Below are 20,948 nucleotides of genomic sequence, written 5' to 3' on the forward strand. Positions count from 1 at the left end.
TCCCGACCGGGAGCCAAGAGACAATTTACAACTTGCGTCTTTCCAGTCTCATCAAAAGCGCTAGCAATACTCCCCACAAGTAGAAAGTCATGAGTCCTGGGTGCGGCTGACGCATACCCACTTTAAACATGTTGTCTGCGAACAGCAGAAACAAAACAACACCTGCGATACCTAAAGTTTTCGATGATATAAATATCCTGGGGAAGTTGCGAATCACTGAATACACCGTAAATCCGGCGAGACCCAACAAAGGAATAATAGCGAGCACGCCGAAATTATAAATAAAATCCACATAATAATTATGCGCGCTTGGATAGCTGCCTCTGTCTGGTGGCTCAAGGTGTCCGAGAAGGATGGAGCTCGAGTTCTGAACGATTTCTTCCATGTAAAACGTTAAGTACATCGCGCGCTCTGTCAGATTTCGTGGAGTACTAAATACTACCTCGTCAGCTTTCGGTGAAGCTTCCGATGGGGTTTCAAATATTACCTCATCGGTGTTGCTTCTAACCTCATCAATTTCCTGTGAAACTTTCGATGGCGTATAGTCACCAAGCTTTTCTTTTAAAGCCTCTGAATCATTTGATGCGAGGGAGCACGCCAGTATAAGAATAGTCAGTAGCGTTGCGACGGAAGCATAAAGACCTTTTTTACGCAGTAAAATTGTACGACCGGAAAAACATACCATCCCTGAAATCAAAAAAACAATGGCAAGGATAGACAGGGAAAAGGAAACATAGGCACCCATCAACCCGGCCAGTATCGATAGCAACAGCCGATAGGAATGAAATTCCCATAACGTAAAAATAGCCACCAAAAATGCCCCGACGAAGATTACCGGGATGTATTGCAGATGTTGATAAGCGCTAAATAAAAACAGGGATGGCGAAAGGATATTCAGACCAGACGCTAATGTGGATATCAGCTGAGCGGGAACGGCTAGCACGAGAATCAGAGTGAAAGCCTTGGCCATAATGTTCATAGCGCCAGGTCTGACGCCATACTGTTGTCCAAGGACGAGGGCGCACATCGGCAGGACGTACTGCGCCAACAGTATGAGTTTTGATTTTTTTATGCTCCCGTGGTCTACGGCAAGCAATGCGGTGGCCGCTAACATACCCAAGCACGTGAGGAGAAGTACGGCCAGGGTTAATCGTGCTTTTGTCAGTCCACCCAAAAGCACTATCCCGACAAAACTCATAATGGTTGACAACGGTATTGGTAATAAAGCCAACTCGCCGCCACTGTTGAAATAAAATGAAGTGTCGTGGAATACGCCATTCGATATTTGGAAAAAGAGCGGCAAGATCAGGAAGGATGCAATGGCAAATAAAATGATTTTTCTTTTTTGGTGAGTTTTATCACCATCGCCATAGAACAGTCTGTTAACGGAGTACTTATAATTAACCAGAGAAAAGCCAGAGCGCCACGTCATCAGTGTCATCCACCTTGAAATTGTACAGTCATGCGAAGAAGACATGGCTGCGGGGGATTCAAAAACCATTAAACATAGAGAATCATCCGAATAAACAATTCGGATACGCAGAAATTCTTAAATTTATTGGTGAGTAGTGATGTCGAGTCGGATCCGATAATCTACAGGTCAACGGTTTTCAGCTGCTGCAGAGTGTTATTACAGGCATCGAAATTCCATGGTTAGGAAACCATGTGCCTGTTCTAAGACATGATGGTCTAATGCCCTGAAAGCGCGAATAGCTCGTGATCTGGCTGTATTCAATGCGGTCTTAATTGTTTGTGTCTATATAAGTTCACTCAGCACAGACAACTCAACATAACTCGCATTCAAAATGCCTCACTGAATGGCGATATTCAATACCGCAACCAAAAACAGGAATGTTCCTACAGCTCACGTATCGCGAGATGTCATCCTTTTGCGGTTGTTTTGCTTCGACGGTCGATTGACGTGCTCGTCAATTGTTGGTGTTGATGGGCTGAAAAGCCGTTTTTCGTCTGCTGGCCGCACAAAAGCAAACGCCCCGAACAAGTCGGGGCGTTTGATTGAAGCTTTTCAGCGTGTTCGCACACAACCTGCCTCAGCGGAGTGCTTCGCAGATTGTTTGAGACAGGCAGAAACAAGTAGATGGTGCACCAGGCGGGATTCGAACCCACGACCCCTGCCTTCGGAGGGCAGTACTCTATCCAGCTGAGCTACTGGTGCAAGCGGGCGCCATGATACTCATATGCACTGCGGGCGTCCATGCTGCTGAATCAACAGCGCTTTTCCAAAGCGTAACCTGCGTTTGCTACGTTGATCAGAAAATTTGGGCAAATGCGGCGTTTTCGTTCTTTTTTTCGAACAGCCTATTGTCCTTTACCCCCTTTGATCCTAGGATTCGTTTGAGATTTCAAACGCTCTTGTCTGGGTGCTGAACCGCACGAGTTCATTCCGTGCGCTATTTATGTGCTTCAGCCCGGTGAATGATTTCCCTGACGGCAGCCTATAAGGCGCCTTTCTACAATCATAATTTGCTCCGCGCGTGCCGCGGTGCTGTTAAGGAAAGCCGACATGCAGCTTAAAGACACCCAGTTGTTCCGCCAGCAAGCCTTCATCGATGGCGCTTGGGTCGATGCGGACAATGGTCAGACGATCAAGGTCAACAACCCGGCAACGGGCGAAATTCTGGGCACCGTGCCGAAAATGGGCGCTGCCGAAACCCGCCGTGCGATCGAAGCCGCTGACAAGGCGCTGCCGGCCTGGCGTGCACTGACCGCCAAGGACCGCGCGAACAAGCTGCGTCGCTGGTTCGAGCTGATCATCGAGAACCAGGACGACCTGGCTCGTCTGATGACTATGGAACAGGGCAAGCCACTGGCCGAAGCCAAGGGCGAAATCGTTTACGCCGCTTCCTTTATCGAGTGGTTCGCCGAAGAAGCCAAACGCATCTACGGTGACGTGATTCCGGGCCACCAGCCAGACAAGCGCCTGATCGTGATCAAGCAGCCAATCGGCGTGACCGCTGCAATCACCCCGTGGAACTTCCCGGCTGCGATGATCACCCGTAAAGCCGGCCCGGCCCTGGCCGCCGGTTGCACCATGGTGCTCAAGCCTGCTTCGCAAACGCCGTTCTCGGCATTCGCTCTGGCTGAACTGGCCCAGCGTGCCGGCATTCCTGCTGGCGTGTTCAGCGTTGTGTCCGGCAGCGCCGGCGACATCGGCAGCGAGCTGACCAGCAACCCGATCGTGCGCAAATTGTCCTTCACCGGCTCGACCGAAATCGGTCGTCAGCTGATGGCCGAATGCGCCAAGGACATCAAGAAAGTGTCCCTGGAACTGGGCGGCAACGCGCCGTTCATCGTGTTCGACGACGCGGACCTGGATAAGGCCGTCGAAGGCGCGATCATTTCCAAATACCGCAACAACGGCCAGACCTGCGTCTGCGCCAACCGTCTGTACATTCAGGATTCGGTCTACGACGCATTCGCCGAGAAGCTGAAAGTGGCGGTGTCCAAACTCAAGATCGGCAACGGTCTGGAAGACGGCACCACCACCGGTCCGCTGATCGACGAAAAAGCCGTGGCCAAGGTTCAAGAGCACATTGCTGACGCCGTTTCCAAAGGCGCCACCGTGCTGTCCGGCGGCAAGAGCATGGAAGGCAACTTCTTCGAGCCGACCATCCTGACCAACGTGCCGAACAACGCAGCCGTGGCCAAGGAAGAAACCTTCGGTCCATTGGCGCCGCTGTTCCGTTTCAAAGACGAAGCCGAAGTGATCGCGATGTCGAACGACACCGAGTTCGGTCTGGCCTCGTACTTCTATGCTCGCGACCTGGGCCGTGTGTTCCGTGTGGCGGAAGCCCTGGAATACGGTATGGTCGGCGTCAACACCGGGTTGATCTCCAACGAAGTCGCGCCGTTCGGCGGCATCAAGGCGTCGGGCCTGGGCCGTGAAGGCTCCAAGTACGGCATCGAAGATTACCTGGAAATCAAATACCTCTGCCTGGGCATCTAATCAGCCCGGCTAGGCATTGCTATAAGCGGAAAGGGCACGAGAGCGCTGACCCTTTTTGCGTTACAAACGGAAATTTCTCTGTGGCCTGGAGCGCTGTGGCAGTCGATCATCGAATGCTGCCGCAGTCATCTCCCGCCGCATTTTCCTTGAACCACGCCGCCCGATGAGCGGTGAATGAGGACTTTATGAGCAAGACTAACGCATCCCTGATGAAACGCCGCGAAGCCGCTGTACCACGCGGTGTTGGCCAGATTCACCCGATCTTCGCCGAGTCCGCGAAGAACGCTACCGTGACCGACGTTGAAGGTCGCGAGTTCATCGACTTCGCCGGCGGTATCGCTGTGCTGAACACCGGTCACGTGCACCCGAAAATCATCGCCGCGGTGACCGAGCAGCTGAACAAGCTGACCCACACTTGCTTCCAGGTACTGGCTTACGAGCCGTACGTAGAAGTGTGCGAAAAAATCAACGCCAAGGTCCCAGGTGATTTCGCCAAGAAAACCCTGCTGGTCACCACCGGTTCCGAAGCTGTAGAAAACGCCGTGAAAATTGCGCGTGCCGCCACTGGCCGCGCTGGCGTGATCGCCTTCACCGGCGCTTACCACGGTCGCACCATGATGACCCTGGGCCTGACCGGTAAAGTCGTGCCTTACTCGGCCGGCATGGGCCTGATGCCAGGCGGCATCTTCCGCGCGCTGTACCCGAACGAACTGCACGGCGTGAGCATCGACGATTCGATCGCCAGCATCGAACGCATCTTCAAGAACGACGCCGAGCCGCGTGATATCGCTGCCATTATCATCGAGCCGGTTCAGGGCGAAGGTGGTTTCTACGTCGCGCCTAAAGAGTTCATGAAGCGCCTGCGTGCTCTGTGCGACCAGCACGGCATCCTGCTGATTGCTGACGAAGTGCAAACCGGCGCTGGCCGTACCGGCACTTTCTTCGCCATGGAACAGATGGGCGTTGCTGCCGACCTGACCACCTTCGCCAAATCCATCGCTGGCGGCTTCCCGCTGGCCGGTGTGTGCGGCAAGGCCGAATACATGGACGCCATTGCTCCAGGCGGCCTGGGCGGCACCTACGCCGGTAGCCCGATCGCTTGCGCCGCGGCCCTGGCCGTGATGGAAGTGTTCGAAGAAGAGCACCTGCTGGATCGCTGCAAGGCTGTCGGCGAGCGTCTGGTTACTGGCCTGAAAGCCATCCAGGCCAAGTACCCGGTGATCGGCGAAGTCCGTGCCCTGGGCGCGATGATCGCGGTCGAGCTGTTCGTTGATGGCGACAGCCACAAGCCGAACGCTCCAGCGGTAGCCGCCGTTGTGGCCAAGGCTCGCGACAAGGGCTTGATCCTGCTGTCCTGCGGCACCTACGGCAACGTTCTGCGCGTCCTGGTACCGCTGACCTCGCCGGACGAGCAACTGGACAAAGGCCTGGCGATCATCGAAGAGTGCTTCTCGGAGCTCTGATCGATTTGTGAGCTGATCGACAAAAAACCCGCTTCGGCGGGTTTTTTTACGCCACCTGAAACACAACGCACTGTATCGAATGGCCAGCATTGACTAAGGTGCATGCATTGCCGAGGGAGTGTGCAAATGACTGCTGTGGTTTTACCCGCCGTACCACGTGTGCTGATCGCCGAGGCTGACCCTTGGTCCCGCGACCTGCTCAAGCAGGTGCTGTTAAATGTGCGTTGTGATGCACGTCTCGACCTGTGTGCCGATGGTCAGCAGGCGCTGGAGTTGCTGGCGGAAAATCCTTATGACCTGGTGATCGTCGACTGGGAGTTGCCCGGTGTCGATGGCTTGAATGTCCTGCGCAGTGTCCGCCAGCGCAAACGCAATCCGCCGCTGCCTTTTATTCTGATGAGCAGCCGCAACGACAGTGCCAGTGTGCGCGAAGCGTTGCCCTTGGCGCCTGCGGCGTATCTGACCAAACCCCTGAACATGGAAAGCCTGACTCACCGTCTGCAGGATCTGTTGCTGAACGCCGGTGAAGAGGTGTCTTGTGAAGTGCCGACGTTGGCGCCCGGCATGACCTTGTCGGGGTACCTAGAGCGTCGTCGTGAGTTTGCCGACGGTGCGCCGCTGATGACCGACGTGCAACTGGCGGTCAAACGTAGCCTTAATCCCAACGGCCTTGACCTGAAACTCCTGGAAGAAGAAGTCCGCATTGATCCACAGATCACCGCAGTCCTGATTGCCGCCGCCAACAGCGCGGCCCAGCATCATGGCGTCGCCGTACAAACCCTGTCCCAGGCGTTGCATCGATTGGGCACCGGGCAGAGCATGAACCTGATTCTGGGGTTGGCGCTCAAGCGCAGTGCACGGCTCAGCGATCCGTTGTTGGCGGACTATGCCGAGCGCTATTGGGAACTGTCGCTGCACACCGCTGAATATGCCCGGACACTGGCGCGCTTGCTGGATCTGGATCAGGAGCGGTGCTATTGCGCAGGGATGTTGCATCGCCTGGGTGATCTGGCGTTGCTGCTTTGTTTGCAGGAATGGAAACAGGCCGGTGGCGAGCTGGATGAATGGGAGGAGGTGGGTGATGCCCTCGCCGAATTCGGCGCGGCGTACGGTTCCGCGCTGCGCACCCGCTGGCGCTTGCCTCTGGAGCTGCGAGAGCTGATTGCGGCGGTGTATCAGCTTGGCGGCGGGGTTTACTCCCGCGAGGCGCTGGTGATGAACATGGCGGCGCAGATGGCACGTCTGACCGAGCATGAGGGCATTGAGGCGCTGGCCAAGAGCCGGACGGCGCGGTTGCTCCAGATTGGTTTGCCGGAGCTGATTCGTTTGCGCAAAAAGTAAGCCGATCCCTTGTAGGAGCGGGCCAGTGTGGCGAGGGAGCTTGCTCCCGCTGGACTGCGCAGCAGTCCTGTTTTTTAGGGCCGCTTCGCGATCCAGCGGGAGCAAGCTCCCTCGTCACAAAAGCCCGCTGTCAGCCGGAGATGATCCGGTTCTTGCCCTGGCGTTTCGCTTCATACATCGCCGCATCCGCCCGGGCAAACAGGTTCTCGACGCTTTCATCCTCGGCGGTCAGGCTGGTCAAGCCCTGGCTGACGGTGATGCCGAACGTCTGGTGGTCATGGGTGAAGCTCAATCGCTGAATCTCCCGTTGCAGACGCTCGGCCACTTGCATGGCCATGTCTGGCGCGCAGCCGGGAAACACCGCGGCGAATTCCTCGCCACCGATCCGACCAAACACATCGCCGCGACGCAACGCCCCGCGACCGGTCTCGGCGATGTGTTGCAGTACGTTGTCGCCTTCAGGGTGACCGTAAGTGTCGTTGATCACCTTGAAGTCATCGATGTCCAGCAGCAGAAACGCCAGCGGCGCGCCCTGTTGGCGAGACAGTTCGAACTCATGATGGGCGCAGTCGAAGAAATGCCGGCGATTGCTGCTCTGGGTCAGAACGTCGGTGGTGGCCAGGCGATGCAGCTCGCTTTCCATCTGCTTCTTTTCGGTGATGTCTTCAGCAATGCCGACGATGATCAGCGGCTGGCCCGGTTCGGCCTGACGGTTGATGAAGCACTTGTCACTGAGCCAGCGCACTTGGCCGTCGGCGGCGATGATGCGGTACTCGCGGTCTTCAACGGCGCCTTTTTCCAGCACTTCGGCGAGGCTGCGCTCAGCGTACTCCAGATCGTCGGGGTAAATGCTGTCACGCCACTGGTTGGAGTCGGAGAGCAACAGGCCTGCGGAACGGCCGAAAATCCGTTCATAGGCGGGGCTCACGTAGAGCACCTGACGGGTTTCCCAGTTGAATGCCCAAAGCACCGCGTTGACGCTGACCAGCAGGGAGCTGAACAGCTGTTCGCGTTCGCTCAGGCGTGCGACTTCGCCTTGGGCGTGCATCAGCGCCATCAGGGTTTGCGCGGCCTCGGGCCACTGGGGTAGGGATGAGTCTTGGAGGTTCTTGGTGACCATCGACACAAATCTCAAAGGGCGTGCCGCGTATTCGACAGCGGTCGCAACAAAGCCCGCCGTAGTGGCGAAGTGTCTTTGAGATAGGGGATTTGGAGCTTAGTTCCCGCCTTGGGTTGTGAGGGGGCTTGCTCCTGCCGGGCGGTACTGGCGACGCGTTTATTCGGTTAAAACGCGTCGCCAATTTTACGGCGACTTCGTCGCCGAGCGGGAGCAAGCTCCCTCGCCACAGGCAAGCCCCTCAGCAGGGTCAGACAGCGGCAGGGCGCAGGGAGTAGGTTTTCAACTGATCGGCAAAGTCGCGCAGGGATTGAATCCCGCTGGCTTCGGCTTCGTGTACCCAATCCTTGATGGCGGCCAGCATGTCGTGACCATTTGAGCTGGTCTTGACCCAGATCTGCTGCAGGGCCAGTCGTTTCTCGTAAATTACCTTCAGCGCCTGGCTGTGCTCGAGCATGGTCTGGATGCGTACGTGGTGCTTGTCATCGAGCAGGCTGGTTTCCCGGGAGAGAAGGCGTTTGGCCCGATGGAACTGGTGACGGACCGAGTGATCGACCTTCTCCAGTTCCTGTTTGACCAGCGGCGCGATCACCAATTTGCGGTACTGGGCCATGATCTGGAAGCGGTTGTTGAGGATGGCCATGGCGGTGTCCATGTCCAGGCTGCCTTTACCTTCGACCCGGTGGGCGATCGGGGCAACCCGTTGAACCTTGGCCAGACGCAGGAAACTGAAGACCTGGATCCAGGCCCAGCCGAGGTCGAACTCCCACTTCTTCACCGACAGTTTTGCCGAGTTAGGGTAGGTGTGATGGTTATTATGCAGTTCTTCACCGCCGATCAGGATGCCCCAAGGCACCAGGTTGGTCGCCGCATCGCGGCATTCGAAGTTGCGGTAGCCGACGGCATGGCCCAGGCCATTGACCACTCCGGCGGCCCAAACCGGAATCCACATCATCTGGATGGCCCAAATGGTGATACCGATGGTGCCGAACAGCAGCAGGTCGATGACGGCCATGATCGCCACGCCCAGCAGCGGAAAACGGCTGTAGAGGTTGCGTTCGATCCAGTCTTCGGGGCAGTTCTTGCCGTAGATGCGCAGCGTCTCGGGGTTTTCCGCCTCGGCGCGGTACAGCTCGGCGCCTTTGCGCAGGACGGTGGATAAACCCTTGATGACCGGGCTGTGCGGGTCATCGACGGTTTCGCATTTGGCGTGATGCTTGCGGTGGATGGCGGTCCACTCGCGGGTGTTCTGCGCCGTGGTCAGCCACAGCCAGAAGCGGAAGAAATGTTTCAGCCCTGCATTGAGCTCGAGGGAGCGATGGGCTGAATAACGATGCAGATAGACCGTGACGCCGATAATCGTAACGTGGGTCATCAGCAGGGTGACTGCCACCAGTGACCAGGGCGACAAGCCGAGAAAACCTTCGTACCACATAGGCTATAGGGCCCTCGAAAAAGAAAAGAACAGCCGTTGCATTATCACTAAGCCCACAGATAAAACCAGTCGCCCTTTCAGATAAGAGTGGCTGGATGTTTCTTTAACCTATAATTCCAACCCTTTTGTAGGGACATGGACGGCCGAATGTCTGCCACCTATCGCGACGCTTTGCGTGCAGCGCTGCTTTACCTGTTGTTTTCCGTAGTCTGGCTGCAGTTCAGTGGTTATTTATTGAACAGTTTCTTCGATAGCTCTGACGAGCTGCTGCGGTGGCAACTGATCAACGGTTACGCCTGGGTCGTGCTGAGCGCCGGGTTGATCTTTATTGCTCGAGCGCGCTTGCTCCGTTGCCTGGGCATCGGCACCACATTGCGTGAGCGCCAAGAAGATCGCGAGCGTTTGCGTCAGGCGGCCGCCGTGTTCGATTGCACCCGCGAAGGCGTGCTGGTCACCAATAGCAAGGGGGTGATCGTCCACGTGAATCGGGCGTTCATGGAAATCACCGGCTATCAGCGCGAAGAAGTCTTGGGTCAGCAGCCCAGCCTGTTCAAGTCCGGCCATCACCCGGCAGCGTTCTACCAGGCGATGTTTGCGGCACTGAACAGTTGCGGCGAATGGAGCGGGGAAATCTGGAACCGCCGCAAAAGTGGTGAAATCTACCCGCAATGGCAGACGATCCGCCTGATTCACGACGACCAGGGCCTGCTCAGTCACTACGTTGCGGTGTTCTCCGACATCAGCGCGATCAAGGATTCCGAGCACGAGCTCAAATACCTGGCTCACCACGATCCGCTGACCGATCTGCCCAACCGCCTGCTGTTCACCGACCGTGCCGAGCAGGCATTGGCGTCGGCGCAGATCCACAAGCGCGGCTGCGCGTTGCTGATGATCGATCTGGATCACTTCAAGATGATCAACGACAGCCTCGGGCACACGATTGGTGACCAGCTGCTCAAGGCCGTGGCCGAACGCTTGAAGGCCATGTTCGGCCCGGGCATCACGTTGGCGCGGCTGGGCGGCGATGAGTTCGCCGTGTTGGCTGAAAGTTGTCCGCAGTTGGTGCATGCCGCGGCATTGGCTCAGCGCATCCTCGACGGTCTCAAGGAGCCGTCCCACATTGACGGCCATCAACTGTTCATCAACGCCAGCATCGGCATCAGTCTGTTCCCCAGCGATGCCTTGAGCGCTGAACAACTGCTGCGTAACGCCGACTCGGCCTTGTTCAAGGCCAAGAGCGCTGGCCGCGATGGTTACGCGCTCTACACCGAAGAATTGACCGCTCATGCCCAGCAACGGGTCGAGACCGCGTTCGAACTGCGTCGCGCGCTGGAGCAGCAGGAGTTGCGGGTGTATTACCAACCGGTGCACGACCTCAAGAGCCGTCGTCTGGTGGGCGTCGAGGCGCTGGTGCGCTGGGAGCACCCGCAACGGGGCCTGGTGTCGCCAGCGGAATTCATCCCCATTGCAGAACGCACCGGGTTGATCGCCGAGATCGATGCCTGGGTCATGCGCCAGGCGTGTCAGCAGATGTGCCTTTGGCAGCAGGCCGGAGTGGTGTTGTCGTTTGTCGCGGTGAATGTTTCGTCACGACTGTTTGCTCGCCGTGAGCTGTTTCAGCAGGTGGCGCAGGTGCTGCATGAAACCGGGCTGGATCCGGCGTATCTGGAACTGGAAGTCACCGAAAGCGCGGTGATGGACGACCCGGAAGTAGCGCTGGAGCAGATGCATCGCTTGCGCGAGCTCGGCGTGCGGCTGGCCATCGATGACTTTGGCACTGGGTATTCGTCGTTGTTGCGACTCAAGCGTTTGCCGGTGCAGAAGCTCAAGATCGATCAGGGCTTCGTCGCCGGGTTACCGTGGGATGAGGACGATGGGGCCATCGTGCGCGTGATCATCGCCCTGGCGCAGAGCATGGGAATGCAGGTGCATGCTGAAGGGATCGAGCAGGTCGAGCAGGCGAGTTTCCTTCTTGAACAGAGTTGCGATCTGGGGCAGGGGTACTGGTTTGGACGGCCGGTTCCGGCTGAGCAACTCGATTGGATGTGTGCGCCCGAAATCCACTGACCAAGCAAAAATTACCGCCACACACAGACCCCCTCTAGGAGCATGGCTTGCCAGCGAAGGCGACCTCGATATCTGCATGAATTTCAAGGTCCTCTTCGCTGGCAAGCCATGCTCCTACAGGGATCGCGTATGGGCAAAAGATGGTTGCGATTTTTGAATCTTTGATGCGTCACGCACACGTAAATCCTCGTCCCGGCAAACATTTTATTCTGGTTATATAAACATTCTTAAATAGTCTTTTTAAGAATATCCGCACCTATCTACTATTGGCCTCACGCCGCAAGCAGTGCCGGACACTGCCAGGCAACCTCTCAGTCGAAGGAGCAGCACCATGAGCGCATCCCTGCGTAGCGTTGACGGTCAAGACGAAGCCACCATCTTGCGTGAGATCCAGAGCGCCTTGCGCGACCTGCGGTTCGGCGCCGTGGAAATCACCGTGCACAACGCTCAGGTGGTCCAGATCGAACGCAAAGAAAAATTCCGTTTGCAGAACCCGAGCAACAAACCGAGCTAAACAACCGGCAACCCGATTCCCGCAACCATAAAAAAAAGCCAACACACTAAGAATTCCAGGAGCTTTCACCATGTCGTCGATTCGTCATTTCGCTTTGGCCGCCCTGGCCAGTGCCCTTTTTGCGGGTTCCGCGGTTGCAAAGGATTACGAGCTGCTCAATGTGTCTTACGACCCGACTCGCGAGCTGTATCAGGATTACAACGCTGAGTTCGTGAAGTTCTGGCAGAAAGATCACGCTGGCGACAACGTGAAGATCCAGCAATCCCACGGTGGTTCGGGCAAACAGGGCCGTGCGGTCATCGACGGTCTGCGCGCTGACGTAGTGACTCTGGCCCTGGCCGGTGACATCGACGAAATCGCCAAGCTCGGCAAGACCCTGCCGGCGGACTGGCAGAAGCGTCTGCCGGAAGCGAGCACGCCGTACACCTCGACCATCGTGTTCCTGGTGCGCAAGGGCAACCCTAAAGGCATCAAGGACTGGGGCGACCTGGTCAAGAACGACGTGTCGGTCATCACCCCGAACCCGAAAACCTCGGGCGGTGCACGCTGGAACTTCCTCGCGGCCTGGGCCTATGGCCTGAAAGCCAACGGCGGTGACGAGGCCAAGGCCAAGGAATACGTACAAACCCTGTTCAAGCACGTGCCAGTGCTGGACACCGGCGCTCGCGGTTCGACCATCACCTTCGTCAACAACGGTCAGGGTGACGTGTTGCTGGCCTGGGAAAACGAAGCCTTCCTGGCCCTGAAAGAAGACGGTGGCGCCGACAAGTTCGAAATCGTCGTGCCTTCGCTGTCGATCCTCGCTGAGCCGCCGGTCGCTGTCGTCGACAAGAATGCCGAGAAGAAAGGCAACGAGCAGATCGCCGAAGCGTACCTCAAGCACCTGTACAGCCCGGCCGGTCAGGAAATCGCGGCAAAAAACTTCTATCGTCCACGTGACAAGGATGTGGCCGCCAAATACGCCAAGCAGTTCCCGACACTGGACCTGGTGACCATCGACAAGGACTTCGGCGGCTGGAAAACCGCGCAACCGAAATTCTTCAACGACGGTGGCGTGTTCGACCAGATCTACTCGGCGCAGTAATCTGCTGTAGGTCATAAACGAGCCCCGATTTAACCGTCGGGGCTTTGCGCGTTCTCAACCAAGGACTTTTATGTCGCGTCGTATCTCCCCCGTCATACCCGGCTTCGGGCTGACGCTGGGCTACACCTTGGTGTACCTCAGCCTGATTGTGCTTATTCCACTGGCGGCGATGTTCGTGCATGCCGCTCAACTCACCTGGGATCAGTTCTGGGCGATCATCTCGGCGCCCCGCGTGCTGGCGGCGTTGAAGCTGAGTTTCGGCACCGCGCTCTATGCCGCGATCATCAACGGCATCATCGGCACGCTGTTGGCCTGGGTGCTGGTGCGCTACACCTTCCCGGGTCGCAAAGTCATCGATGCGATGATCGATCTGCCCTTTGCATTGCCCACTGCCGTGGCCGGTATCGCGCTGACCGCGCTGTACACCCCGACCGGGCTGGTGGGGCAGTTCGCGGCGGACCTTGGCTTCAAGATCGCGTATACCCCCCTCGGCATCACGCTGGCGCTGACTTTTGTAACGCTTCCATTCGTAGTACGTACGGTACAGCCGGTATTGGCCGATATCCCCCGTGAAGTGGAAGAGGCGGCGGCGTGCCTCGGTGCAAAACCGTTGCAGGTTTTCCGCCATATCCTGGTGCCCGCGCTACTGCCCGCCTGGTTGACCGGTTTCGCGTTGGCCTTTGCCCGCGGGGTCGGCGAGTACGGCTCAGTGATTTTCATCGCCGGCAACATGCCGATGAAAACCGAGATCCTGCCGCTGCTGATCATGGTCAAACTCGACCAGTACGATTACACCGGCGCTACCTCCATTGGTGTACTGATGCTGGTGGTTTCCTTCGTCCTGTTGCTGCTGATCAACTTGCTGCAACGCCGCATCGAAACCCCATAAGGAGGCGCGAACCATGTCCCAATCGTCTATTGCGGCCGCCTCTTCGGCCAACGCTGCCCGCCGTGGCAGTGCGACTTCGCGGCGAATCCTGATCGGCCTGTGCTGGCTGGTCTTCATCCTGTTTTTGGTGTTGCCGCTGTTTATCGTCGTGTCCCAGGGTCTGAAAAACGGCTTGGGCGCGTTCTTCACCGCGATCTTCGAACCGGACGCCTTGTCCGCATTGAAGCTCACGGTGATCGCCGTGCTGATTTCGGTGCCGCTGAACCTGGTGTTCGGTGTCAGCGCCGCGTGGTGCGTGAGCAAGTACTCGTTCCGTGGCAAGAGCATGCTGGTGACCCTGATCGACCTGCCGTTCTCGGTGTCGCCGGTGATCGCCGGTCTGGTCTACGTGCTGATGTTCGGCGCGCAGGGTTTGTTCGGGCCGTGGCTGCAGGATCACGACATTCAGATCGTCTTCGCCCTGCCGGGCATCGTGCTGGCGACAATTTTCGTCACCGTGCCGTTCGTGGCGCGCGAGCTGATCCCGTTGATGCAGGAACAAGGCACCCAGGAAGAAGAGGCCGCGCGTCTGCTCGGCGCCAATGGCTGGCAGATGTTCTGGCACGTCACCGTTCCCAATATCAAATGGGGCCTGATCTACGGCGTGGTGCTATGCACGGCGCGGGCGATGGGTGAGTTCGGTGCGGTGTCGGTGGTTTCCGGGCACATTCGCGGGGTGACCAACACCTTGCCGCTGCACGTCGAGATCCTCTACAACGAATACAACCACGTGGCCGCGTTCGCCGTGGCGAGCCTGTTGCTGATCCTGGCGCTCTTCATCCTGCTGCTCAAGCAGTGGAGCGAAAACCGTATTAACCGCCTGCGCGCCAGCGCCGCGGAGGAATAATTTATGTCGATCGAAGTGCGTAACGTCAGCAAGAATTTCAATGCGTTCAAGGCGCTCAATGACATCAGCCTGGACATTCAGAGCGGCGAACTCGTGGCGTTGCTCGGCCCGTCGGGTTGCGGCAAGACCACGCTGCTGCGGATCATCGCCGGGCTGGAAACCCCGGATAAGGGCAGCATCGTGTTCCATGGTGAAGACGTTTCCGGCCACGATGTGCGTGATCGCAACGTCGGTTTCGTGTTCCAGCACTATGCGTTGTTCCGGCACATGACGGTGTTCGACAACGTCGCGTTCGGCCTGCGCATGAAACCGAAAAACCAGCGCCCGAGCGAAAGCCAGATCGCCGTGAAAGTCCACGAACTGCTGAACATGGTGCAACTGGACTGGTTGTCGGATCGCTACCCGGAACAACTCTCCGGTGGTCAACGTCAGCGTATCGCGCTGGCCCGTGCGTTGGCGGTAGAGCCGAAAGTCCTGCTGCTCGACGAACCTTTCGGCGCACTCGACGCCAAGGTCCGCAAAGAACTGCGCCGCTGGCTCGCGCGGCTGCACGAAGACATCAACCTGACCTCGGTGTTCGTGACCCACGACCAGGAAGAAGCGATGGAAGTCGCCGACCGTATCGTGGTGATGAACAAGGGCGTGATCGAGCAGATCGGTTCACCGGGCGACGTCTACGAAAACCCGGCCAGCGATTTCGTTTATCACTTCCTCGGCGATTCGAACCGTCTGCATCTGGGGGAGGACAACCACGTGCTGTTCCGTCCGCACGAAGTGTCGCTGTCGCGGCATGAGCTGGACGACCACCACGCTGCCGAGGTGCGGGATATTCGTCCGCTGGGCGCGACGACGCGGGTGACGTTGAAGGTCGAAGGCCAGAGCGAGCTGATCGAAGCTGAAGTGGTGAAGGATCACGACAGCCTGATCGGGCTGGCGAAGGGCGAAACCTTGTTCTTCAAGCCGAAGGTCTGGCAGAAAGTCGCCAACATCTAAAGCAAAAGCATCGCGGGCAAGCCTCGCTCCTACAGGGTATTGCGTTCACCTGTAGGAGCGAGGCTTGCCCGCGAAGGCGTCTTAAGCAGCAGCGCGATTCGGATTGACTCGCACCCCACCCACCCGCGCCTCGATCTGCTCTTTCAAATCCCGCCGCATCCCCAACAAAAACGCCAGCTCAACCACCACAAACAACGGCCCGACAATCAGCCCCGTCACATCATCGACAAACGCCGGCTTGCGTCCTTCGTAGTGATGCCCGACAAACTGAATCGCCCAACCGATCACAAACATCCCGATTCCGCTCGCCAGCCACACCAGCGTGCTTTGCTGTGCCAGCACTTGACCCGCCCAGATGCACAGACCGAGCAACACCGCCATCAACACCCCGAGGCGCAATTCCAGGCGCAGGTAGAACCAGGCCGACGCCAGCGCCACCAGCACCGCCGGCGAAAGCCAGCCTCCGGCCCATTGTGGACGGGACAGCAACACCGCCACGGCCACGACAATCAGCGGAATACCGATAAAGTGGCTGGCAATATTGCGCGGGTCTCGGTGGTAGGCGGCGTATTGACTGAGATGGTCAACGAGGCTTTTCATTGTTATTCCTCCTGTAGGGTGATTGATCATGCCCCGGGTTCACCTCTCGCTCTGTCAGCCAGGCGACAATCTCCAGGAGTTTTGATGGACATGCAGGTTTGGCGTTCGCGTCTGATGACGGGGCAATGGTTCAGCCATTTACCTGCTCCCTTACAGAATAGTCTGCTGGCCGCGGCCAAGGTGCGACGCCTGTCATCGGGGCAGCGGCTGTTCCAGCGCGGTGATCCGCCGTGTGGCCTGTACGCCGTGATCGAAGGTGCGGTGCGCATCGGCGCGGTGAGCGAGCAAGGCAAGGAGGCGTTGCTGAGCCTGGTGGAATCGCCGCACTGGTTCGGTGAAATCTGTCTGTTCGACGGCCAGCCGCGCACCCACGATGCGTTCGGTCTGGGCCAGTGCATCCTGTTGCACATCCCGCAAACGGCGCTGTTGGCCTTGCTGGATGAGCAACCGGTGTACTGGCGGCAACTGGCATTGCTGATGAGCCAGAAACTGCGCCTGACCTTCATCAACCTCGAACAGCTGAGCCTGATGCCTGCGCCTGCGCGGTTGGCGCATCGCCTGCTGATGATCGCCAAGGGTTACGGCGAAATCGACCCGCCGCGACGGGTGTTGCAACTGCCGCAGGAACAACTGGCTTCAATGTTGTCGCTGTCACGCCAGACCACCAATCAGCTCCTCAAGGAGTTACAAGGCCAGGGGATTCTGAATCTGAAGTACGGCGAGATCGAAATTCTGGATGCCGAGCGATTGCGGGCGTTGGCGATTTTTTGAAACACAGCGTTATAGGTGGGCTTTGTCTGCGAAGGCGCTTAGCCTGTGACGACGATAATCGAGGTGTGCCATGCGTGTGCTGTTAGTGGAAGACGAACCGGAGACCGCCAAACTCCTGGCCAAAGGCCTGAGCGAGGCGAGTTACTCGGTGGATGTGGCGCTCAATGGCATGGACGGCCGCCGCTTCATCGAGTCCGGCGAATATGAGCTGATCATTCTTGACGTCATGCTGCCGGGGCTCAACGGCTGGCAGTTGCAGCAACAGATCCGCAAGCTCGGTGAGACGCCGGTGCTGTTTCTCACCACCATGGATGGTATCGAGGATCGCTTGCGCGGGTTGGAGTTGCATGAGGATGATTATTTGCTCAAGCCGTTTGCCGTGAGCGAGCTGGTGGCGCGGGTGCGCAAGTTGTTGCGGCGGGATCGGGGGCGTTAGGGATTACTGCGGTGTCTGGCCTGGCCTCTTCGCGGGCAAGCCTCGCTCCTACAGGTTTTTCGATTGGCCGCGATATTGTGATCCACATAGAACCACTGTAGGAGCGAAGCTTGCCCGCGATGGGGCCGGTCCAGGCAGACACCTTCAGGATCCTGTCACCGCAACCCATCCCGAAACTGCCCCGGCGTCATCCCCGTCCAGCGCTTGAACGCGCGGCTGAAGCTGCTGGTGTCGGCAAACCCCAGCAAATAACTGATCTCGCTCAACGAGCATTGCGGGTCGCGCAGATGCAGCAGTGCCAGGTTTTCGCGGCTTTCATTGAGCAGCGTGTCGAACCGGTAACCCTCGTCTGCCAGATGCCGTTGCAGGCTGCGCAGGCTCAGGTGCAAGGTCTTGGCGATGTGTTCGGCGCTGGGCTCGCCTTCGGGCAGTTGTTCTTCAATGGCGTCGCGAACCTTGCGTTCCCAGGTCAGGGGTTTGAGTTGCGCCAGCGTGCGTTTGAGCACGGTTTCGTTGTGTTCCGCCAGTTCCGGATTGGCGTCGTCCAGGTGGCTGTCGAAATCCACCAGAGAAAATTCCAGCCGGTCTTCAACCGCCGAAAAGTACACCGGAGCGCGGAAGACTTTGTGCCATTGATGCGCGTCGGCCGGTTCCGGGCGGCGCAGGTACACCGCCAGCGGTGCATAGTCTCGGCCAAGGCGATTGCGGCAGGTGCGCACGTAAATGGCGGCGAAGGCGTCGATGGCTTCGAATGCCGGCGCCGGGTTGCCTGGCGGGATTTTCAGGCGGAAGTGGTAACGATCTTCGGCGCGGCTCAATTCAAGCTCCAGGGCATCGCTGACCACCTGGTGATACCGCACGATGCGCTCGAACACTTCCCGCAAGCTGCCGCTGGCCACCAGGGCATAACCGAGCGCGTGAAACGTGGTCGGGCTGACGAACCGCGAGACGCGCAAGCCGATCGCCGGATCGCCACTGACCTGCACGGCGATTTCCCACAGGCGCGTGGTGCCGGACAACGGGTAACGGGCGTTCGGGTCGTCCATCAATTGCGGGTCGAGCCCCGCCTGGTGACACAGGGCGGTGCTGTCGAGGCCCAGCGCATCGAGTTGCTTGCGCAGGGCGCGGGTCCAGCTGGCGAGGGAGGTCGGTTCAGTCATGCTGATTGGCGCTTCCGGTCAACAGGTTGGCGTCCACGGCTACCGCGTTGTGAGGGTTCACAAGGCAGGATGCGAACATCAATAACCAGAGGATGGAAGCATGGAAGGTACTTCTGCAAGTCCCCAGCGACTGAATGCAGCCCAACGATCTGCGCATATTCGCGAAGTGGTGCTGGCCAAAGGGGTCGAACTGCGCAAGCGTTACCCGATTCTCAACCATCAGGACGCCTTGGGTGCGGGCATCCTGGCCTTCGCCCTGGCCGGAATGATTGGCTCTGCGGCGCTCTACCTCACCGGGTACATGGCCTGGTGGGTGTGCCTGCTGCTCAACGCGTTCTTTGCCTCGTTGACCCACGAGCTGGAGCACGACCTGATTCATAGCATGTACTTTCGTAAACAGCGGGTGCCGCACAACCTGATGATGGGCCTGGTGTGGCTGGCGCGGCCGAGCACGATCAACCCGTGGATTCGTCGGCATCTGCACCTCAACCATCACAAGGTCTCCGGCACGGAAACCGACATGGAAGAACGGGCGATCACCAACGGCGAGCCCTGGGGTTTTGCGCGGCTGTTGATGGTCGGCGATAACGTGATGTCGGCGTTCATCCGCATGCTGCGGGCCAAGACCTGGGAACACAAGTTCAGCATCATCAAGCGCGCATTGAAGGTGTATGCGCCACTCGCGCTGGTGCATTGGGGCGCGTGGTACGTGTTTCTTGGCTTCCACGCCGCCAACGGCATTGCGCATCTGATCGGGGCACCGATTGAATGGTCGGCGACCACGCTCTCGGTGATGCAGGTAATCGACATTGCGGCGGTGGTGATCATCGGCCCGAACGTGTTGCGTACGTTCTGCCTGCACTTTGTCAGCTCCAACATGCACTACTACGGCGACGTGGAGCCGGGCAACGTCATGCAACAGACACAAGTGTTGAACGCTTGGTGGCTGTGGCCGTTGCAGGCGTTCTGCTTCAACTTCGGCAGCACCCACGGCATTCATCACTTTGTGGTGAAGGAGCCGTTTTACATCCGCCAGATGACGGCACCGGTGGCGCATAGGGTGATGCGCGAGATGGGCGTGCGCTTCAACGATATCGGTACGTTTGCGCGGGCAAACCGCTTTGTCCGCAAGGAAACCGTCGAACCGCAGGAAGTGCGTGCGGCTCGGGCTTGATCGATGCTTCCGGAAACTCAAACGCTGGTCATCAATTTGACCCAAAGGGACGTTAAGTTGTGACTTAGGGAGTGATTGGCATATGTGATTTAGGCCTAATAACGTAATTAAATATTCCTTTATTAGATAACCGTTTCCGCCAATCATTGCGCTACAGATTTTGAGTTTCCGGGGCCGTCTCCTTGGCAGGGTGCGGCCCCTTTTTTATTCCTCAGGCAAAACACAAACCCTTTGTGGGAGCTAGCCTGCTAGCGAATGCGGCGGATCAGACGGCATTGATGCTGACTGATAGTCCGCTTTCGCTAGCAGGCTAGCTCCCACATGGATCGTGTCTCATATTCGATGTAGATCTTAATAAATAGCTTCTTATTCCTTAACGAATATAACTCTCCTCCCTATACTCGACCGGGAACAGACACGCAGCAGGAGAGTTCCCCATGCGCAACGAATCAATTCGCTACCTGATTGTGCCGGGCTGGCAAGGATCGCCAGAAGATCATTGGCAAAGCCACTGGCAGAACAGCCTGCCGAACAGCGCGCGGGTGGAGCAGGCCGACTGGCTGACGCCGCGTCGTGAAGACTGGGTCGCGGCGCTGGCCGAGGCGATTGCCGCCGACAGCACGCCGGTGATCCTGATTGCCCATAGCCTGGGTTGCATCACGGTCGCGCATTGGGCGGCCACTGCACCGCTGAATTTTCTGCGTCAGGTGCGCGGCGCCTTGCTGGTCGCGCCGGCAGACGTCGAGCGCCCGGCCTGCGCGCCGGCGCTGCGCAACTTCGCACCGATCCCGACCCACCTTTTGCCGTTTCCGAGCCAGGTCGTCAGCTCCGACAACGACAATGCCGTCAGCGCACCGCGTGCCCTGGAACTGGCCCGTAACTGGGGCGCCGAGGCGGGGATTCTGTCGGGTGCCGGGCACATCAACGTGAAGTCCGGTCACCAGCGTTGGGAGCAGGGTTTTGCTTATCTGTATCGCCTGCAAAACCGCATGGAACATCACGCCCTGCGCCGCGCTTGAGTATTTTCTTTTTTTAAAAACGGCCCCCGCCT

At 58.1% G+C, this 20,948-nt stretch carries 18 protein-coding genes and 1 tRNA gene; 13 read left to right on the forward strand and 6 right to left on the reverse strand.

What is annotated here, in order from left to right:
• Nucleotides 1–25: 25 nt before the first annotated feature.
• Together KJF94_RS27415 and KJF94_RS27420 are read right to left on the reverse strand one after the other, a co-directional pair.
• Nucleotides 26–1,432, reverse strand: coding sequence for a hypothetical protein (locus tag KJF94_RS27415; protein ID WP_214380125.1), 1,407 nt, complete (start codon nucleotides 1,430–1,432; stop codon nucleotides 26–28).
• Between the two features lie 667 nt (nucleotides 1,433–2,099).
• Nucleotides 2,100–2,176 (reverse strand) — tRNA-Arg (locus tag KJF94_RS27420).
• Between the two features lie 348 nt (nucleotides 2,177–2,524).
• Here KJF94_RS27420 and gabD point away from each other — a divergent pair.
• From gabD to KJF94_RS27435, 3 genes are all read left to right on the forward strand, one after another.
• Nucleotides 2,525–3,967, forward strand: coding sequence for an NADP-dependent succinate-semialdehyde dehydrogenase (gene gabD, locus KJF94_RS27425; protein WP_214380126.1), 1,443 nt, complete (start codon nucleotides 2,525–2,527; stop codon nucleotides 3,965–3,967).
• A 185-nt stretch (nucleotides 3,968–4,152) separates the two neighbouring features.
• The gene (gabT, locus tag KJF94_RS27430; RefSeq protein WP_090177104.1) at nucleotides 4,153–5,430 is read left to right on the forward strand and encodes a 4-aminobutyrate--2-oxoglutarate transaminase; all 1,278 of its coding nucleotides are present in this window, start codon (nucleotides 4,153–4,155) and stop codon (nucleotides 5,428–5,430) included.
• Between the two features lie 126 nt (nucleotides 5,431–5,556).
• On the forward strand, nucleotides 5,557–6,771 hold the full coding sequence (locus KJF94_RS27435; protein WP_214380127.1) for an HDOD domain-containing protein: 1,215 nt from the start codon (nucleotides 5,557–5,559) through the stop codon (nucleotides 6,769–6,771).
• A 130-nt stretch (nucleotides 6,772–6,901) separates the two neighbouring features.
• Here the strand turns inward: KJF94_RS27435 and KJF94_RS27440 are convergent, their stop codons facing one another.
• Complete coding sequence (locus KJF94_RS27440; RefSeq protein WP_214380128.1) at nucleotides 6,902–7,891, reverse strand: GGDEF domain-containing protein; 990 nt, start codon at nucleotides 7,889–7,891, stop codon at nucleotides 6,902–6,904.
• Nucleotides 7,892–8,138: 247 nt separating this feature from the next.
• Nucleotides 8,139–9,323 (reverse strand): delta-9 fatty acid desaturase DesA, encoded by a 1,185-nt coding sequence (gene desA, locus KJF94_RS27445; protein WP_214380129.1) that lies wholly within the window; start codon nucleotides 9,321–9,323, stop codon nucleotides 8,139–8,141.
• 147 nt (nucleotides 9,324–9,470) lie between these two features.
• Here desA and dibA point away from each other — a divergent pair, with 147 nt between their 5' ends.
• From dibA to KJF94_RS27475, 6 genes are all read left to right on the forward strand, one after another.
• Nucleotides 9,471–11,390, forward strand: coding sequence for a phosphodiesterase DibA (dibA, locus tag KJF94_RS27450; protein ID WP_214380130.1), 1,920 nt, complete (start codon nucleotides 9,471–9,473; stop codon nucleotides 11,388–11,390).
• A gap of 331 nt (nucleotides 11,391–11,721) precedes the next feature.
• Nucleotides 11,722–11,904, forward strand: coding sequence for a sulfur starvation response protein OscA (gene oscA / locus KJF94_RS27455; protein ID WP_007945260.1), 183 nt, complete (start codon nucleotides 11,722–11,724; stop codon nucleotides 11,902–11,904).
• Nucleotides 11,905–11,974: 70 nt separating this feature from the next.
• Nucleotides 11,975–12,988: a sulfate ABC transporter substrate-binding protein gene (locus tag KJF94_RS27460; protein ID WP_214380131.1), complete on the forward strand. Its 1,014-nt coding sequence runs from the start codon at nucleotides 11,975–11,977 to the stop codon at nucleotides 12,986–12,988.
• 70 nt (nucleotides 12,989–13,058) lie between these two features.
• Nucleotides 13,059–13,877 carry a sulfate ABC transporter permease subunit CysT gene (cysT, locus tag KJF94_RS27465; protein ID WP_033058556.1) on the forward strand — a complete coding sequence of 273 codons (819 nt, stop codon included), beginning with the start codon at nucleotides 13,059–13,061 and terminating at the stop codon, nucleotides 13,875–13,877.
• A gap of 13 nt (nucleotides 13,878–13,890) precedes the next feature.
• The gene (gene cysW / locus KJF94_RS27470; RefSeq protein ID WP_214380132.1) at nucleotides 13,891–14,763 is read left to right on the forward strand and encodes a sulfate ABC transporter permease subunit CysW; all 873 of its coding nucleotides are present in this window, start codon (nucleotides 13,891–13,893) and stop codon (nucleotides 14,761–14,763) included.
• 3 nt (nucleotides 14,764–14,766) lie between these two features.
• Nucleotides 14,767–15,756: a sulfate/molybdate ABC transporter ATP-binding protein gene (locus KJF94_RS27475; protein WP_214380133.1), complete on the forward strand. Its 990-nt coding sequence runs from the start codon at nucleotides 14,767–14,769 to the stop codon at nucleotides 15,754–15,756.
• Nucleotides 15,757–15,837: 81 nt separating this feature from the next.
• Here the strand turns inward: KJF94_RS27475 and KJF94_RS27480 are convergent, their stop codons facing one another.
• Nucleotides 15,838–16,356 carry an Mpo1 family 2-hydroxy fatty acid dioxygenase gene (locus tag KJF94_RS27480; protein WP_214380134.1) on the reverse strand — a complete coding sequence of 173 codons (519 nt, stop codon included), beginning with the start codon at nucleotides 16,354–16,356 and terminating at the stop codon, nucleotides 15,838–15,840.
• A gap of 84 nt (nucleotides 16,357–16,440) precedes the next feature.
• Between KJF94_RS27480 and KJF94_RS27485 the strand changes: the two genes are divergently transcribed.
• Complete coding sequence (locus KJF94_RS27485) at nucleotides 16,441–17,127, forward strand: Crp/Fnr family transcriptional regulator (RefSeq protein ID WP_214380135.1); 687 nt, start codon at nucleotides 16,441–16,443, stop codon at nucleotides 17,125–17,127.
• Between the two features lie 70 nt (nucleotides 17,128–17,197).
• Nucleotides 17,198–17,563: a response regulator gene (locus KJF94_RS27490; protein WP_214380136.1), complete on the forward strand. Its 366-nt coding sequence runs from the start codon at nucleotides 17,198–17,200 to the stop codon at nucleotides 17,561–17,563.
• Nucleotides 17,564–17,718: 155 nt separating this feature from the next.
• On the opposite strand, the gene KJF94_RS27495 is transcribed toward KJF94_RS27490, so the two are convergent.
• Nucleotides 17,719–18,723 (reverse strand): AraC family transcriptional regulator, encoded by a 1,005-nt coding sequence (locus KJF94_RS27495; protein WP_214380137.1) that lies wholly within the window; start codon nucleotides 18,721–18,723, stop codon nucleotides 17,719–17,721.
• A 100-nt stretch (nucleotides 18,724–18,823) separates the two neighbouring features.
• Between KJF94_RS27495 and KJF94_RS27500 the strand changes: the two genes are divergently transcribed.
• The gene (locus KJF94_RS27500) at nucleotides 18,824–19,897 is read left to right on the forward strand and encodes a fatty acid desaturase (RefSeq protein WP_214380138.1); all 1,074 of its coding nucleotides are present in this window, start codon (nucleotides 18,824–18,826) and stop codon (nucleotides 19,895–19,897) included.
• 437 nt (nucleotides 19,898–20,334) lie between these two features.
• Nucleotides 20,335–20,916: an alpha/beta hydrolase gene (locus tag KJF94_RS27505; RefSeq protein WP_214380139.1), complete on the forward strand. Its 582-nt coding sequence runs from the start codon at nucleotides 20,335–20,337 to the stop codon at nucleotides 20,914–20,916.
• The last annotated feature ends 32 nt before the right edge of the window (nucleotides 20,917–20,948 follow it).

The sequence above is a fragment of the Pseudomonas hormoni genome (assembly GCF_018502625.1).
In the GTDB taxonomy this organism is placed as follows: Bacteria; Pseudomonadota; Gammaproteobacteria; order Pseudomonadales; family Pseudomonadaceae; genus Aquipseudomonas; species Aquipseudomonas hormoni.